Here is a 16654-nt window from a genome sequence, read left to right on the forward strand (position 1 = left end):
CGCAGCATCGGGTCGACACAGGTGGCTCGCAATGACGCATACACAGGTTACTGACGGGAATCCCGATCTACCGGACTCTCAACCAACAACCAACAACCAACAACCAACAACCAACAACCAACAACCGGCGCTTCCCCAGTCAGGGCCGAAGTTTGAAAGGCGGGCTCTCGTTCAATCGGCCGTCGGTCTCGATCACCGCAAAGTGCTTGCGGTCACCGTCGAGAACGATCGGTACGGCTTCCTGAAACATGGGCTTGCGGACGTATTTCAGTTCCCAGCCAAAATGCTCCAGGCTGCGCAGGGTTTCGATCTGGGAGGGGTTGAGCAGGCGCTCGAGCACCCGGCTGGGTGGCGGCTGCTGCCCTTGTCGGCGTTCGCGTTGCGGCACACAACCTCCCGGCGACGGCCAATTCGGACGTTGCCGACATGGTCCGGCAGGACAGGTCCAATTTCAAGAGATCGTGAAATCGAGCTATCCGCCCAAGGCCTCCAGCGCGCGCTGCCGGCGTGCAGCCAGGCGCTCACGGTCCTCGAGGCTGATCGGTCCGGTCGACCACCAGCGCATGTCCAGGGCGGCGCGTTCGGTCTTGGGGTCGGTCGACTGACCGCTGCTCATGCGCGCAGACAGTTTCTCCACCTGCAAATTCATGCGTGCGGCCTGTTGCTCGGCTGGCGAATCCACGCCTGCCAGAAACTCGTACTCCAGCAGCAACTTCTCGGCCTCGGCCAACTGCGCTGAGGTCAGTTGCCGGCGGCCGTCATCGCTGGCCTGCGTCAGTCGAGTCAGTCGCGTGCCCAGGCTGCTGACCAAAGTGCTGTCCAAGCCAGCCAGCGCGCTCTGGACCTCGGTCAGCCCTGCAGTCACGTCCGCGCCCTGCAACCAGTCTGCCTCGATTCCGTCGAGCGTCTGCGCCAGCGTCACGGCCTGTTGCTCGCGGGCGCCGAGTTCGGCAGCGCGTCGTTCCGCGGCGCTCTTCTGCGCCCGGGCCACAGCGGCATCGAAGCTGCGCTCGAGTTCTCTCGGACGTTTGGGGTCGGCGCGCCAGGCCGACTCGATACGCTCGATCTGGGCCTCGACATGGGTGGCATCGAGTTCACCCTCGACCACGGTCTTGAGTTCGTCGATCAAGGCCTGCGCCGAGGCGCGCTCGGCATCGCGCTCGGCATCGACCGCCTTCAGCTCTTCATTGCGCTGGTTGAACAGTGGATCGACCAGTTCGCGGAATTCCTGCCACAAGGCCTGATCGGTCTTGTGTGAGCCTTTGCCCAGCGTCTGCCAGCGTTTTTGCGCGGATTTGGCCAGATCCAGTGCCGCGTCGAGTTCGGCATGAGCCAGCTGCCGCCGCAGCTGATTGATGAGTTTCTGCTTCTCCTCGGCGACGGCGTTGAAGCGGGCGTCAATGGCGGCCGAGCAGGCCTCCATCAGTTGCTTCAGCTGTTTTCCGATTTCGCCGCGCTGACGCGGATCCACTTCGTCGGCGCGGCGCAAACGATCGCCAGCTTCACGTTTCAGCGTGACCAGTTGACTGACTTCGGTGCTCTCTGCAGCCAATTCAGCGCGCGCGCGCTCGATGAACGCGCCGAAATCCTCGCTGCGCTTGCCACGCACTTCCTTGCGTTTCTCGAAATAGCCGCGTGCCGGTTCCAGCGCCTTGTGACAGAGGAAACGGAAGCGCTTGGCCAGACCGGATTCGGTCACCGGTGCGCCGGGATCGGCTTCGCTGTCATCAATGCGCTTCCAGGCCTGCTTCAGCTCGGCAACGCGGTTGGCCAATGCGTCGGGATGCATGCCACTGCCGATCAGGGCCTCTATGTCCTCGCACAGGCGCAGCCGCACCTTGTTGTCGGACCAGCGCTGCCAGCGCGACAGTTTTTCGATGCCCGGTTCCAGCTCCGACAGTTGTCGATTGAAGGCACGGGCGGCGCTGGCGGGGAGGGCATCGATGGCGCTGCGAGCCTCGGCGCGGGCGGCGCGGGCGGCGCTGAGCTGGCCATCTTCCACGGCCTTTGCGGCCTTCTCGATGGCCGTCAGGGCCAGTTTCCTGGCCTCATCCAGTGCGGCATCCTGAGCCTTGATGCGCTCGCGCAATGTTGCCATCCGCGACCGGAACGTCGTTTCCAGTGTTTCCGCGTCGACGATACCCGAGCTGTCTTGCCAGGCGTTGTGCCAGCGGCGTTCAAGCGCATCCAGATCGGCTGCAGGTACGGAGTCGTCCAGAGCTTCGGCGCGGGCGCACAGATCCGCGAGGCGTGTGTCCGGGGCGGCAGCGACGGCTTCGGCCATGACAGGCAGTGATTCCGTTGCGGGCTCCGGCGATGCCGTGGCAGCCTCGTCGGCAGCCTCCGCTGCCGGTGTTTCCTCACCGATGTGGGAAATGGCGTGGAGCGCCGCCTTCAATGTTTGCACCGCGCCTTCGAATCGGCGATCAAAGCGCTCGTCGATCTTCGTGCGCAGAGCCGGCCAGTCGCCTTCGGCCTTGGCCACCATCTCGGCGGTGGCGGCATCGGGATGACGCAGCTGTTGCTCCAGGCTCAGGCACAGGGCTTCGGCCTTGGCAATCAAGGCCTGGACTTCTCCGGCGGCGTACTTGTCGGCATCCAGGCGTTCACGAATGGCCCGATAGAGGCGCTTGTCGCGGGTGCGCGCATGCGCGGCCAGACGCTCCAGGGTTTGCGTCGCCGTGACCCGCGTCAGCAGGGCCAGTCGCAGCTCGGCATCACTGTCTTCGAGCACGCGATCGGCAATGAAGCCCAGGCGGGTGCAGCGCTCCAGCGCGGCCGCTCGCAACTCGGCTTCCGGGGCGCGCTTGGCCACCTGTTCCAACAATGCCTGTTCCTCGACCAGTCCCAAGGCGCGGCGGCGCTCGGCAATCGGCGCGCTACCGGCCAGCAGATCGACCAGACGTGCCCTAGCGCGCTCGCGCAGGCCGGCATCGGCGTCATTGCTCATGCGATCGGCGACCAGCGTCAGATCATCGACTCGCTCCAGCGCGGCGCGGCGGACCGATGCATCCGGGTCATTGCGCAGGATCTGCGGCAGCTCGGGCAGCAGCGCCGGTTCACGCGAATGAGCGACCGCCTCGGCGCGCTTGGCCGCGTTGCGCGATTGCCACGCGGGTTTGGACAGAAAGGAGAAAAGGCTCATCAGCTCAACCTGCGGAATAATTCGATACCGGTGAGATAGACACCAATACCGGTGAAGGCATTGGTCAGAAAAAAGACCAGCAGGGTGCGGGCGACACGGTTCTTCCACCAGCCACGCCACTGTTTCAGGTCATCGCGCAGCGCTTCAAAGTCGGCGACGCGCGGCTTGCGTATCCAGACCTCGGCACCGGCACTGAACATGCCCGAAGCCAGGGCAGGGTGCAGCACGGTCAGCGGTGCCGACAGGAAGGCGGCCAGCAGGCTCAAGGGGTGCCCGCCCGCCACCAATGCGCCCAAGGCGGCGAAACCGCCGGTGGCGAACACGTAGTAGGACACCAGATCACGGCCGACATCGGCGCCCTTGCTGAAGGCCCAGATAAAGCCACCGATCAGAATGGCGATGACCAGGTAGCCGATCAGCTTCGGCCAGATGCTCGGCGCCGGCAGCGCCCTAAGCGTGTCCAGCGATTCGGTGTCGCCGGCATCCTTGCCTTCCAGCGCGCGGGCCAGACCTGCCAGATGGCCGGCACCAACCACCGCCAGAACTTTCTGCCCCGGCTTGCTGACTTCGCGCAGGCGTGCGGCCATGTAGCGGTCGCGCTCCACGATCAGCGCATGGTGCAACGGCTTGCTCTGGCGCGCGAACTCATCGAAGGTGTTGGTGAGGATGTCACCTTCCTTGAGTTTCTCGATATCGGCCTCGGTGATCTCGTCGCTGCTGATGGCGCTGGCCACCAGACCGCCAACGATGCTCATCTTGTCGAAGAAGCCGACCGCGGCATAGGCGCGCTTCAAGGTGACACCGACATCGCGGTCGATCAGTTCGACCGGCGTGCCGTGTTCTGCGGCGCTCAGGCAGGCTGCCTTTAGCTCCGCGCCGGGTTCCACGCCGAACTGTTCGGCCAGCCGCCGTTGGTAGGCGCCCAGCGCCAGATTGGCGGCCAACATGCCGGCCTTGCCGTCCTTGACGATCTTGAACAGATCGACACTGCGCCAGTCGTCCGGTTTCAGCAGCGAGTGATGACGATGCTCGTCCAGTTCGACGGTGACCAGGTCGAAGTCACGGCTGCCGATCAGATGGCGCACGGCGTCGACGCTGGCCTTGGAGACATGCGCCGTGCCGAGCAGGGTGTAATCGATATCACCCACGCGCACTTCGATCAGCGGCTGGCCGTCGAAGGCACTGTAATCGGTGGGGGTATCGGCGGCAGCGTTGGAATCTGGAGTCAAGGTGGAGTCATTCCCGCGCGGCTGCGCTGATGGTCGGTTCTGGGGTGGCGGAGCATGTCACGTTGCCCTCGGAACGGGCAATGTGAACCGGTCGCCGATCGCTACAAGCAGGCTTCGTTCCGACTGGCATGCGTGAATCAGGGCGTACGGAAGCGCCGGGTCAGATCGCCGTAGGCGTCAATGCGTCGGTCGCGCAGGAAGGGCCAGATCCGACGCACGTCCTCGCTGCGCTTGAGGTCTACATCGGCCAGCAGAACTTCATCCTGATCGTTGCTGGCGGTGGCCAGAAACTCGCCCTGCGGCCCGGCCACGAAGCTGTGTCCCCAGAACTGGATACCGGCACCCAGGCCGGTGGGGTCGGCCTCGAAACCGGTGCGGTTGCAGCTCAGCACCGGCAGGCCGTTGGCCACGGCATGGCCACGCTGGCTGATGATCCAGGCCTGCTGCTGACGCTGCTGCTCGGTCTGATCGTCGCGCGGATCCCAGCCGATGGCCGTGGGATAAAGCAGCATCTCGGCCCCCGCCAGCGCCATCAGGCGTGCGGCTTCCGGATACCACTGGTCCCAGCAGACCAGCACACCCAATCGACCGACGGCCGTGTCCACCGGCTCAAAGCCGAGGTCGCCCGGCGTGAAATAGAACTTCTCCATGAAGCCCGGATCGTCCGGAATGTGCATCTTGCGGTAGCGCCCCGCGATGCGGCCATCGGCGTCGAAGACCACGGCGGTGTTGTGATACAGCCCGGCGGCGCGACGTTCGAACAGCGACGCAACCAGCACCAGCCCAAGCTTTGCCGCCAGCGCAGAGAGGCGCTCGCTGCTGGGCCCGGGAATGGTTTCGGCGCGATCGAACTCGTTCACATCCTGGTGCTGGCAGAAATAGGCACCGTTGTGCAGTTCCTGCAGCAGCACCAGACGCGCGCCAGCGGCGGCGGCTTCGGCTACCCGCTGTTCGATCCGCTTGAGATTGGCTTCAACGCTGCCCTGGTCACGATCCTGCACCAGGGCTACCTTCAACGGTGAACTCAAACCACAACTCCTTCCGGCAACTGCATGCTGATGCAATGCAGGCTGCCGTTCTGTTCGATCAGAGGGCGACAGGGCACGATGATGACATCGTGATCGGGCATGGCCGCCTGCAACACTTCGGCGGCGTCGAGATCCGTGTCCACATCATAGCCCGGCATCAGTACCGCGCCGTTGATGATCAGGAAGTTGGCATAGGAGGCTGCCAGCCGGCGACCATCGTCGGCATGGATGGGGGGTGCAAAAGGCAAGGGGAACAGCTCGAAGGGACGTCCGCTGCGCGCGTTCATTGCCTCCAGCTCGCCGGCCATGCCCTGCAAGGCCCGGTAGTGCTCATCGGAAGGCGATTCGCAGCCCTGATAGACGATGCGCTCTGGCGACACGAAGCGCGCCAGCGTATCGATGTGGGCATCGGTGTCGTCGCCCGCCAGTTCGCCATGTTCGAGCCACAGGAAGCGGTCCAGTGCCAGCGTCTGACCGAGGATCTTCTCGACTTCGCTGCGCGACTTGCCCGGATGCCGGCGCACCATGCAGGTCCAGGTCGACAACAGCGTGCCCTTGCCATCGGTTTCGACGGCACCGCCCTCGAGGGCGAAGTCCACACGCTGACGCGGAATATGGGCAAACTGCGGCAGTGCCGACAGGCCAGCGGGAATGGCATCGTCGAGGCTGGCCTCGAACTTGTCGCCCCAGCCGGTGAACACGAAATCGAGCCAGCGCGGCTTGCGGCCATCAAGCAGGGTGATCGGCCCGCTGTCACGCAGCCAGGTGTCGTTGTAGGGCAGTTCGATCCAGTGCAACTGGCCCTCGAGATGGTTCACGCCCTTGCCCAGCACCGATTCGGCGCGGGCGCGGATCGCAGCATTGGCCACGATCAGATAAACATCCTCGAAGCCGAGGATGCTGTGGATCAACTCGCGATAGCTGCCTTCGACCGCCGCCAGATTGGCGGCCCAGTCAGTGTCCTGGTGCGGCCACGCCAGCAGAATTCCGGCCTGTGCTTCCCACTCGGCCGGCCAGCGGGGCGCCGCCGTCATTCCCTGGGTTGCCGCGCCGCCACCGGCATCGGACCTTTTTCTTCAGGACTGGACTTGTTGACCACGGCATTGATCACATGGTTGTACTCGAAATACACCGTGAATGCCGGATACATCCAGCGCGTGATCGGCGGCTGGCCGACCGCCGGTTTCTTGTCCGTCGGTGCGCCATACTGGGATTCGACCTGTTCCATGGTCGAGCCCTTGTGTGGCAGGGCCGAAGACTTGGCGCGCTCGACACGCTGCACCAGCAGGGTATTGGCAGATGCCGCGGTGGATGCCAGCGCCAAGACCAGCGCTAGCGGGATCAGACAGATCCGAAACTTGGACACGGGACACCTCCTTCAGGCGATTCCTGGTTCGCCGCCTAGATTAGCGCTTAGGTGAAGGCGGCAGAAGGGGCGCGGCAACAAAATGTGACCCCGGCAGGCTGAATTCTGGCCTTCGGGTCGTTTTGGCCGGCGGGTGACAAGGCTGCGCCTGTCGGAGCGCTTGTTTGCGCATCAAACTGGGGGCAGGGGCAGGGGGCAGGGGGCAGGGGGCAGGGGACCCACGCCGCGGCACGGTCAGATCATGCATCGAGGTTGGACCCCTGCCCCCTGCCCCTTCTCTTGTAGCCCGCAAATCAATGATCTACCGGTAGTTTGGTGAGCGCGGCCGAAGCCGCTCCCACAGAAGCCATCGCGCATGAATGCGCTCCCACAGGAGCGGTGGGCTCCAGTCCCGACCCCAGAAACACAAAGGCCGCCCCGAAGGCGGCCTCTGCACACAAGCGGCAACTCGACTCAGCGCTGGCGCGCCTTGAAACGCGGGTTGCTCTTGCAGATCACGAATACCTTGCCACGGCGGCGAACCACCTTGCAGTCACGATGACGCGACTTGGCTGATTTGAGCGAAGAAAGAACCTTCATGGCGCACCGTCCCTGATGACTTTACACGTTAGCCCGCAATTGTAGACGCAAGTTGCTGATCATCGCAAGCCGAAGGCACTCGGTTGGGATCGGCAGGACATCCACGCCGATCGGCCTTCGCTGGCGGCATTGTATGCTTCCGGCCATGAACGCATTCCTCTTTGTTGTCGGTCTGATGGCCTTGATCCTGGGTGCCACCTTGCTGGTTCGTGGCGCCTCCAGGCTGGCCTTGTCGCTGGGCATCTCGCCGCTGGTGGTGGGCTTGACCATTGTGGCCTTCGGCACCGGCGCCCCCGAGGTGGCGGTCTCGGTGGGTGCGGTACTCGAAGGCAGCACGGACCTGGCCGTCGGCAGTGTGGTCGGCAGCAGCATCTTCAACGTGCTGTTCATTCTCGGCCTGAGCGCGCTGATCATTCCGCTGGTGGTGGATCTGCAGCTGATCCGGCAGGAAGTGCCGATCATGATCGCGGCCTGCGTGCTCTTGCTGGTGCTGGGGCTGGACGGACAGATCTCGGTTCTGGATGGCGCGCTTCTGCTGACCCTGATGTGCGCATACACGGTGTTTCTGGTGGTGCAATCACGCAGGCAGTCCCAGGCCGCGCCAGTGAACCCAGACGCCCAGATACACCCGGTCCGAGCTGGAGCCTGGGATTCGACCTTGCCGGCACAACTGGGCTTGATGGTGCTCGGGCTGGTGCTGCTGGTCTTCGGCTCGGAATGGCTGGTGACCGCAGCGGTAGCTTTTGCCAAGGCCATGGGGGTCAGTGATCTGGTCATCGGCCTGACGATCGTAGCCGCGGGCACGTCCATGCCCGAAGTGGCCACTTCGATAGCCGCGGCGCTCAAGGGCGAGCGCGACATCGCGGTCGGCAATGTGGTCGGCAGCAATACCTTCAACATTCTGGGCTGCCTGGGCATCACTGGTCTGGTGGCGGGGGAGGGTGGCCTCAGCATTGCGCCATCGGTGCTGGCCTTCGATATCTGGGTCCTGATCGCGGTGGCCGTGGCTTGTCTGCCCGTCTTCATCAGCGGTAAGGAGATCGCTCGGTGGGAGGGCGCGGTATTCCTGGGCTACTACCTGGCTTATGTCAGCTACCTGATCCTCGCCGCCCAGGCCCATGACGCCCTGGGACCGTTCTCGGCGGTGATGATGAGCTTTGTGGTTCCACTGACCGTGGTAACGCTGATCGTGGTGATGTTGAAGCGGCAGCAGGCATCTGGTGGCGATTCCAACTGACCTTCCGGCGCAGAGTCGATGGCTCTGCGCGGAACGAGCGATGCTCGCCAATCCTGTTGATCGAACCCAGTGCTCGCAGTCGACAATACGGGAACTCGTCTCGTGTACTATCCGCCGCGGCTTCTGCAGCCTCCGTAGTCTGCAACGGCAGCTTTGTCCACCCTGTCCATGGAGTATCGGTTTTGTATCCCACCAGAAGAATCGCGCTCGCCACCGCTGTTTCCATTGCCTTGTTCATGCCGCTCGCGCATGCGCAGAGCAGTAACCCGACTGGTGCCTTTCAGTTCTTGACCGGACCCCAGCAGGGCGACACCAAAGCCCTGGCTCTGTCGTATTTTGGTGGTCGCTCAAGGGCGCTGGGACTGACGCCGTCGGACGTGGGCGACATGCTGCTCAAGGATGACTATGTCACCCGTCATAACGGTATCCGCCACCTTTACTGGCGTCAGCGAATTGGCGGCATCGAAGTATGGAACGCGGACCTCGCGATCAACGTGGCAGCGGACGGCTCCATCATCAACATGCACCAAGCATTTGTCCCCGATCTGTCCAGCAAGGCGACGGTGCTGCAACCGGAGATCAATGCAGCGGCAGCCATCAGCTTTGCAGCCAGCGCCATCGGTACCAACATTCGCGCTCCGTTGATGCTGTTGCGCCAGGACGGTGGGCCAGCTCAAAAAGCGATCTACTCCGGAGCTGGCATCTCGGCAGATGACATTCCCGTGCAGCTCATCTACCAGCCCGTGGAAGATGGTCGCAGCGTGCGCCTTGCTTGGGACATGGTGATTCGCGAGACGGATACAGCCAATTGGTGGTCGCTGCGTATTGATGCGGTAACCGGCGAGCTGATCGGACAAGTGAATTACATGGCCGAACACGGCTCCGAGAAGGCGGCGGCAGGGGGAACGAGCTACCAGTATCGTGTCTTCCCTTTCCCTTTCGAGAACCCCGATCAAACCGGGCATCAGCTGGTTAGCGATCCCCATGATCCAACAGCATCGCCCTTCGGTTGGCACGATACCAACGGAGTTGCCGGTGGGGAGTTCACCGATACCCGCGGCAATAACGTCAACGCGCAGGATGATCTCGACGGCAACAACGCCGGCGGCACCAGGCCGAGCGGCACGGGTTCCAACCCCCTGGTATTCGATTTCGCTTTCAATGCCGGGGCTGATCCCGAGGTCGGCAGCAATCTGAACGCGGCGATCGTCAATCTCTACTACTGGAACAACATCATGCACGATGTGACCTACCAGTATGGGTTCGACGAGTCGGCCGGCAATTTCCAGACCAACAATTATGGAAATGGTGGTGCCGGAAATGATGCCGTCAATGCCGATGCGCTGGACGCATTGCAGACGGGATCCAACAACAATGCAAATTTCGCCACTCCGCCGGACGGCAATGCGCCGAGAATGCAGATGTTCCGCTGGTTGGCACCTGTTGAGCTGGTCGTCGGCAGCCCGCCGGGTATTGCCGGGACCTATGCGGGATCGGCTGCCAGTTTTGGCCCGATCTTCACGCTTGCAGGACAGGCGGGCGCTCTTCAATTGGTGAACGACGGCGGCGGCGTGAGCACATCCGACAGCTGTGAGGCCTCGCCACCCGGAAGCTTGAGCGGCAAGATCGCAATCCTGGATCGCGGTAACTGCGAGTTTGGCCTGAAGGTGCTCAACGCACAGAATGCGGGTGCCATTGCTGCGGTCGTGGTGAATAACACCGCAAGCCCGCCGACGATTGCGATGGGGCCAGGCGTCAGCGGCGGATCGGTCACGATTCGGTCCATGATGGTCAGTCAATCAGACGGCAATCTGATCAAGGCGCAGTTGCCCAGTCCTGGGGTCAACGTGAATCTGCGATCGTCCTTGCCCCACCGTGACTCGGACATGGATGCCGGCATCATCGCTCACGAATACGGTCACGGGATTTCCAATCGTCTGACCGGAGGGCCTTCGAACGCCAGTTGTCTGAGCACGAACCTGCCAGCCAGCGCAATTTCCGAACAGGGTGGTGAGGGGTGGAGCGATTTCTGGGCATTGGTGTTGCATGCGAAGGCCACAGATACCGCGACAACACCGCGATTCGTCGGAACCTACTCAAGCTTCCAGGCGCCGGCCACTGGGCCGGGAATCCGCAATTTCCCTTATTCCACCGATCCCTTGGTCAGTCCGCAAACCTACGCGAACGTCGCCACCACCAATGCGCCGCATGGCATTGGTGAGATTTGGGCTGGGGCGCTGTGGAACCTGTATTGGCAGATGGTGCAGGCCTACGGCTACGACGCCAATCTTTACACCGGCACGGGTGGCAACAACTTGACGATTCAGCTGGTGGTGGATGGCATGAAGCTGCAACCGTGCTCGCCCACCATGGTCCAGGCCCGTGACGCCATTCTGGCTGCCGATACCGCGAACAACGGGGGCGCCAACAGCTGCCGGATCTGGCGGGCCTTCGCGGCCAAGGGTCTGGGTGTCAATGCCGTCGGTGGCACGTTTGCGCGTGGCGACGAGGTCGAAGATTTCGGTGTGCCGCCCGCGTGCAACAACGATCTGTTCGCCAATGGCTTTGAGGACTGAGCTTCCGGTTCAGCCGCTGTGACCAGCCCACCTGAGCTGAGGGTACGAGGTGGGTACTTGAGTGAGCAGGAATCCGCACGACACCATCGTGCGGATTCCGCTCTTCGCCGCGAATCCGGCTCGAGCTGGCTCGGCCGCACTGCCGATGGTGGGATCACCGCGAATCGGTTGCGGCTCCAACGTGCACCCGGCGTCCGGACGGCTGGCGTTGAATAGTCTGACGTCCGGCTACCCCCAGGCCCAGACTTCGATGCAGATACTGCGGCGGGCGGTGCCTTCCGCCGCAGCCATACTGGCGCGTGATCTGCCGGCGCGGCTGGCCAGCGTGCTGGCGGCCCGCGGCGTCAGTTCGGTGGCCGAGCTGGACCTGCGCGTGAGCGGATTGAGTGCGCCACAGGGCCTGGATGGCCTGGATATCGCGGCGTCGAGGCTGGCCGACGCAGTCATCGAGAACCAGCGCATCCTGGTCGTGGGTGATTTCGACGCCGACGGTGCCACCGGCACGGCGGTGGCGGTGCGTGGACTGCGGTCGCTGGGCGCGCGTGATGTGCATTTTGCGGTGCCGGATCGGGCGCGGCATGGCTACGGGTTGTCGCCTGGGTTGGTTGACGAACTGCTGTCCTTGCAGCCTCAGGTATTGCTGACGGTGGACCAGGGCACGTCGAGCATTGCCGGCGTCGCGCGGGCTGTGGCTGCCGGTATCGATGTGCTGGTCACCGATCACCATCTGCCGGGGGCGGAACTGCCGGCGGCGCTGGCGATCGTCAATCCCAATGCCTGCGGCGCGCCGCATGCGCTTGCGGCGCTGGCCGGCGTCGGCGTGATGTTTCATGTGCTGGCTGCCGTGCGTGCCGAACTCACTCGGCGCGACGCGCTGCTGGCGCCGGTGCAACTGGCCTCGCTGCTGGATCTGGTGGCTCTGGGCACTGTCGCCGATCTTGTGCCGCTGGATCGCAGCAATCGCATCCTGGTGGCGGAGGGCCTGCGGCGGATTCGGGCAGGTCGCGCCAGTACCGGCCTGGCGGCGCTGATCGAGAGCGCCGGGCGTGATCCCAAACAGCTGCAGGCCAGCGATCTGGGCTTCCAGATCGGGCCGCGGTTGAATGCGGCAGGTCGCCTGGATGACATGGCGCTCGGCATCCGTTGTCTGGTTTCCGATGACATCGATGAAAGCCGTGAACTGGCGACCCAGCTGTCTGAACTCAATCGCGAACGGCGATCGGTGCAGGCCGATATGGAACGCGACGCGGCGGTCATCGTCGACAATCTGCTCGGCGGGCGGCAGGGCGAACTGCCGTCGGCACTGGTGGTGGCCGATGCCGGCTGGCATCCGGGGGTGGTCGGACTGGTCGCCAGCCGGTTGGCCGAGCGCTTGCACCGACCCACGATCGCCCTGGCGCCGGCCGCGGAAGGTGCCGAAGAATGGCGTGGCTCGGGGCGATCTGTGTCCGGCTTTCATCTGCGCGACGCTCTGGTGGATCTGGATCGTCTGCACCCGGGGCTATTGCTGCGTTTCGGTGGCCATGCCATGGCCGCCGGAATGACTGTCGAGGCCGCGCAGTTGGACCGCTTGCGGCCGGCTTTCGAGAGCGTGGTCGATGGTCTGCTGGACGAGGGCCTGCGCACCCGCACGGTCTGGACCGACGGCCCGCTGGCGGTGAGTGAATACACCCTGGATCTGGCCCGGGCGATCGAAAACGCCGGACCTTTCGGTCAGGCCTTTCCCGAGCCGCTGTTCGACAACGAGTTCGTGGTGTTGAGCCAGCGCGTGCTCAAGGGCAAGCACCTGAAAATGCGCATCCGCGCCAGCGAAGCCGGCGCCACGCCGGTGGATGCGATCTGGTTCTCCGCCCCCCAGGACGTGCTCGACATCGCACCGACCCGGTTGCGGCTGCTGTACCAGCTGACCGTGGAGCGCTGGCAAGGCGCCGAGAGCGTCAGCGTGCGCGTGCGCCATGGGTTTGCGGTCTAGCTTGAGTGCGAGGGCGCGAGGGCGCGAGGGCGCGAGAAAAGGTCAAGGGGTTCCTGGCTTTGGTGGGTCCAGACTTGTCTGGACGCTTCTTCCGCATGTAGCCAGGAGCGTCCAGACAAGTCTGGACCCACAAGAGCCCTCAAGCTCATAGCCTTTCTCCTGCCCCGTGCCCCGTGCCCTCGTGCCCCGTGCCCTCGTGCCCCGTGCCCTCGTGCCCTCGTGCCCTCGTGCCCCAGCCCCATGCGGCTCTGCTACCATTCGCGGCTCACTTTTTGCCGGATCACCATCCATGGAAACAAATGCGCTCGCCGCGAATCTCGCGGATCTGCGCCAGCGCGTCGATGCGCTGAGGGGGTTTCTTTGACTTCGACCACAAGCAGGATCGGCTAGACGAAGTCAGCCGCGAACTGGAAGACCCGGATGTCTGGAACAAGCCCGAGCGGGCCCAGGAACTGGGCAAGGAACGCGCTCGTCTCGAAGCTGTGGTCAAGGGCCTGACCGAGCTGACCCAGGGTATTGCCGATTCGATCGAGCTGCTGGAGATGATCGAGGCAGAGGACGACGCCGATTCGCTGGCGACGCTGGAAAAGGATGTGGCCGGCTTCGAGGAACGCGTCGGGCGCATCGAATTCCAGCGCATGTTCAGCAACGCCATGGACCCGAACCCCGCCTATGTCGACATCCAGGCCGGCGCTGGCGGTACCGAGGCCCAGGACTGGGCAGAAATGCTGCTGCGCATGTATCTGCGCTGGTGCGAGCGCAAGGGCTTCAGCACGGAACTGCTGGAAGTCAGCGCGGGTGACGTGGCTGGGATCAAGAGTGCCTCGCTGCGGGTCGAGGGCGACTACGCCTTCGGCTGGCTGCGAACCGAGATCGGCGTGCATCGGCTGGTGCGGATCTCGCCGTTTGACTCGAACAAGCGCCGACACACGTCCTTTGCTTCCGTGTTCGTGGCGCCTGAAGTCGATGACGATATCGAGATCGACATCAATCCAGCCGACCTCAAGACCGACGTCTACCGTTCCTCGGGTGCCGGTGGTCAGCACGTCAACAAGACCGAGTCGGCGGTGCGCATCACCCACGTGCCCACCAACACGGTCGTGGCCTGTCAGACCGAACGCTCGCAGCACGCCAACCGCGATCGCGCCATGAAGATGCTGAAGGCCAAGCTGTACGAGCTGGAGGTGCAGAAGCGCAATGCCGAGAAGGATCGGCTGGAAGCCACCAAGAGCGAGATTGGCTGGGGTCATCAGATCCGCAGCTATGTGCTTGACGATGCCCGCATCAAGGATCTGCGTACCGGGGTGGAGCGGCGCGACACGCAAACCGTGCTCGATGGTGATCTGGATGATTACATCGAGGCCAGCCTGAAGATGGGCTTGTAGCCGGCATTGTGTTTTCTGGCCTTGGTTCAACCCTGACCAGGAAGCCGTGTCGCAGGTGCGTCCACTGTGGGAGCGGCTTCAGCCGCGATCCGGGACGTTGGAGTCAGTCGCAGGATCGATCGCTGACAGAGTCCGCTCCCACAGGTTCATGGCGCGTGCGCTGCGTGCGGACGACGTCGGCGGATCGCGACAACGCGTCCGCAAGGGCTAGAGCAGTGTCTTCACCCTGTTTCGCATAGCGTGCGAGGCGATACGATCCACCTCGACGATAGATTCCCCACTTCCCAGCCGAGTCCCAACCATGAGTGAAGAGCAGACCCCCGCCAGCTCCAGCGACGACAATCACATCATTGCCGAGCGCCGCGCCAAGCTCGCTAGCTTGCGCGAGCAGGGCATCGCCTTCCCGAATGATTTTCGCATCGACGCGCTCTGTGCGCCGCTGCAGGCGGAATTCGCCGATCGCGAGCAATGGACTGGCGAAGCGCTGGATGCGCTGGGCAAGCGCGTGCAACTGGCCGGGCGGATCATGGCCAAGCGGATCATGGGCAAGGCCAGTTTCGTCACCATCAAGGACCAGTCGGGCAGCATCCAGCTGTTTCTGCAGGGGGCTTCGCTGGGGGAAGTCTACGAGGCCTTCAAGAGCTGGGACATCGGCGACATCGTCGGCGCCGCCGGCCCGCTGATGCGCACCCGCACCGGCGAGCTCAGTGTGCGCGCCGATCAGCTTCGCCTGCTGACCAAATCGCTGCGTCCCTTGCCGGACAAGTGGCATGGACTGTCCGATACCGAGGTCCGCTATCGCCAGCGCTATGTCGATCTGATCGTCAACGACGAGGTGCGCGCCGTATTCCGGCGGCGTTCCCGGATTGTGAGCTTCATCCGCCGCTTCCTGGAGCAGCCCGAGTACGGCTTTCTGGAAGTGGAAACGCCGATGATGCACGCCATTCCGGGTGGCGCCACCGCACGACCTTTCGTGACCCATCACAATGCACTGGACATGAAGCTGTACCTGCGGGTGGCACCGGAGCTGTACCTCAAGCGTCTGGTGGTGGGCGGTATCGAGCGCGTCTACGAGATCAATCGCAATTTCCGCAACGAAGGCGTGTCCACCCGGCACAATCCCGAGTTCACGATGCTCGAGTTCTACTGGGCCTACGCTGACTACCGCGATCTGATGGACCTGACCGAGCGCATGCTGCGCGAACTGGCGGTCGAGCTGGATGGCAGCACAGTGGTCGCCTACCAGGGCCAGCAGATCGACTTCGGGCCGGCCTTCCAGCGCCTGCCGATGACGGATGCCGTGCTGCAACGCAACCCGGAAATCTCGCGTGAGGATTGCCGCGATCTGGAGCGCCTGCGCGAACACTGCAAGCGCCTGCGCATTCCGACGAAGCCCGATTGGGGCTGGGGGCGTTTGCTGACCGAGATCTTCGAGCTGACGGTCGAGGATCAGCTGATCCAACCGACCTTCATTACCGAATACCCGGCCGAAGTGTCGCCGCTGTCGCGTCGCAATGACCAGGATCCGGAAGTCACCGATCGCTTCGAGTTGTTCATCGTCGCCCGCGAGCTGGCCAACGGCTTTTCGGAGCTCAATGACGCCGAGGACCAGGCCGAGCGCTTTCGTGCCCAGGCCCAGGCCAAGGACGCGGGGGATGCCGAGGCCATGCATTTTGATGACGACTACATTCGGGCCCTGGAATACGGCCTGCCGCCGACGGCCGGCGAGGGCATCGGCATCGATCGTCTGGTCATGCTGTTCACCGACTCGGCTTCGATTCGGGACGTGCTGCTGTTCCCGTACATGCGTCCCGAGGCTTGAGCGCGGAAGTGACAGACTGACGCGACGCTTTGTGTCAGCAAGTGCTCTGCTGCGGCAATCCCCGGCCCATGCCACTGCTCGGAAGGCTGTCTCGCGGGGATCGTGACCCTCCGGTAGCGCCTGTCACCCGACTTGACTCGCCGCCATCGGTCATGGTGAGCCTGCCCGCCAAGCTGAAGCAGTCGATTCGAAGTTTGCTCTATTGCATTGTTTTTCAATACGTCGCGGCCGATGGAATGGCTCTTGCTAGGCCTCCCTATTGGTAGTGAAATGTCTGGCAGTGGTTTTGGGGGAGGGCGCTCGCGGAGCGGTTGG

General features: G+C 63.6%; 12 protein-coding genes. 5 read left to right on the forward strand and 7 right to left on the reverse strand.

Features of this window, described 5'->3' with window-relative positions; genetic code table 11:
- Positions 1-139: 139 nt before the first annotated feature.
- The 7 genes from H7A19_17360 to rpmJ form a co-directional block, all read right to left on the reverse strand.
- A complete protein-coding gene (locus H7A19_17360; GenBank protein ID MCP5476602.1) occupies positions 140-388 on the reverse strand; it encodes a hypothetical protein in 249 nt (82 codons plus the stop codon).
- 84 nt (positions 389-472) lie between these two features.
- Positions 473-3145 carry a DUF349 domain-containing protein gene (locus tag H7A19_17365; protein ID MCP5476603.1) on the reverse strand — a complete coding sequence of 891 codons (2673 nt, stop codon included), beginning with the start codon at positions 3143-3145 and terminating at the stop codon, positions 473-475.
- Entirely contained in the window at positions 3145-4374 is a 1230-nt protein-coding gene (locus H7A19_17370) for a TraB/GumN family protein (GenBank protein ID MCP5476604.1), read from the reverse strand. The genes H7A19_17365 and H7A19_17370 overlap by 1 nt, the downstream gene beginning before the upstream one ends.
- Before the next feature lie 137 nt (positions 4375-4511).
- Entirely contained in the window at positions 4512-5390 is an 879-nt protein-coding gene (locus H7A19_17375) for a carbon-nitrogen hydrolase (protein MCP5476605.1), read from the reverse strand.
- 8 nt (positions 5391-5398) lie between these two features.
- The gene (locus H7A19_17380) at positions 5399-6436 is read right to left on the reverse strand and encodes an agmatine deiminase family protein (GenBank protein MCP5476606.1); all 1038 of its coding nucleotides are present in this window, start codon (positions 6434-6436) and stop codon (positions 5399-5401) included.
- Complete coding sequence (locus H7A19_17385) at positions 6433-6768, reverse strand: hypothetical protein (protein MCP5476607.1); 336 nt, start codon at positions 6766-6768, stop codon at positions 6433-6435. Before H7A19_17385 ends, H7A19_17380 begins: the two co-directional genes overlap by 4 nt.
- Before the next feature lie 453 nt (positions 6769-7221).
- Positions 7222-7347 carry a 50S ribosomal protein L36 gene (rpmJ, locus tag H7A19_17390; GenBank protein MCP5476608.1) on the reverse strand — a complete coding sequence of 42 codons (126 nt, stop codon included), beginning with the start codon at positions 7345-7347 and terminating at the stop codon, positions 7222-7224.
- Between the two features lie 145 nt (positions 7348-7492).
- Here rpmJ and H7A19_17395 point away from each other — a divergent pair, with 145 nt between their 5' ends.
- From H7A19_17395 to lysS, 5 genes are all read left to right on the forward strand, one after another.
- Positions 7493-8584 carry a calcium/sodium antiporter gene (locus tag H7A19_17395; protein MCP5476609.1) on the forward strand — a complete coding sequence of 364 codons (1092 nt, stop codon included), beginning with the start codon at positions 7493-7495 and terminating at the stop codon, positions 8582-8584.
- A gap of 182 nt (positions 8585-8766) precedes the next feature.
- Positions 8767-11160, forward strand: coding sequence for a M36 family metallopeptidase (locus H7A19_17400; GenBank protein ID MCP5476610.1), 2394 nt, complete (start codon positions 8767-8769; stop codon positions 11158-11160).
- Positions 11161-11368: 208 nt separating this feature from the next.
- Positions 11369-13132, forward strand: coding sequence for a single-stranded-DNA-specific exonuclease RecJ (gene recJ / locus H7A19_17405; protein ID MCP5476611.1), 1764 nt, complete (start codon positions 11369-11371; stop codon positions 13130-13132).
- A gap of 289 nt (positions 13133-13421) precedes the next feature.
- A protein-coding gene (gene prfB, locus H7A19_17410) for a peptide chain release factor 2 (protein ID MCP5476612.1) occupies positions 13422-14517 on the forward strand; the annotation gives its coding sequence in 2 pieces (ribosomal slippage) (positions 13422-13493 and positions 13495-14517; 1095 coding nt in all).
- A gap of 301 nt (positions 14518-14818) precedes the next feature.
- Entirely contained in the window at positions 14819-16339 is a 1521-nt protein-coding gene (gene lysS / locus H7A19_17415) for a lysine--tRNA ligase (GenBank protein ID MCP5476613.1), read from the forward strand.
- Positions 16340-16654: the final 315 nt, after the last annotated feature.

This window comes from Rhodanobacteraceae bacterium (assembly GCA_024234055.1).
Classification (GTDB): Bacteria; Pseudomonadota; Gammaproteobacteria; order Xanthomonadales; family SZUA-5; genus JADKFD01.

What these genes read in the sequence shown, in the direction of transcription:
- lysS (MCP5476613.1), top strand. Translation starts at nt 14,819, where the DNA reads ATGAGTGAAGAGCAGACCCCCGCCAGCTCCAGCGACGACAATCACATC.
- H7A19_17380 (MCP5476606.1), bottom strand. Translation starts at nt 6,436, where the DNA reads ATGACGGCGGCGCCCCGCTGGCCGGCCGAGTGGGAAGCACAGGCCGGA.
- H7A19_17395 (MCP5476609.1), top strand. Translation starts at nt 7,493, where the DNA reads ATGAACGCATTCCTCTTTGTTGTCGGTCTGATGGCCTTGATCCTGGGT.
- rpmJ (MCP5476608.1), bottom strand. Translation starts at nt 7,347, where the DNA reads ATGAAGGTTCTTTCTTCGCTCAAATCAGCCAAGTCGCGTCATCGTGAC.
- H7A19_17365 (MCP5476603.1), bottom strand. Translation starts at nt 3,145, where the DNA reads ATGAGCCTTTTCTCCTTTCTGTCCAAACCCGCGTGGCAATCGCGCAAC.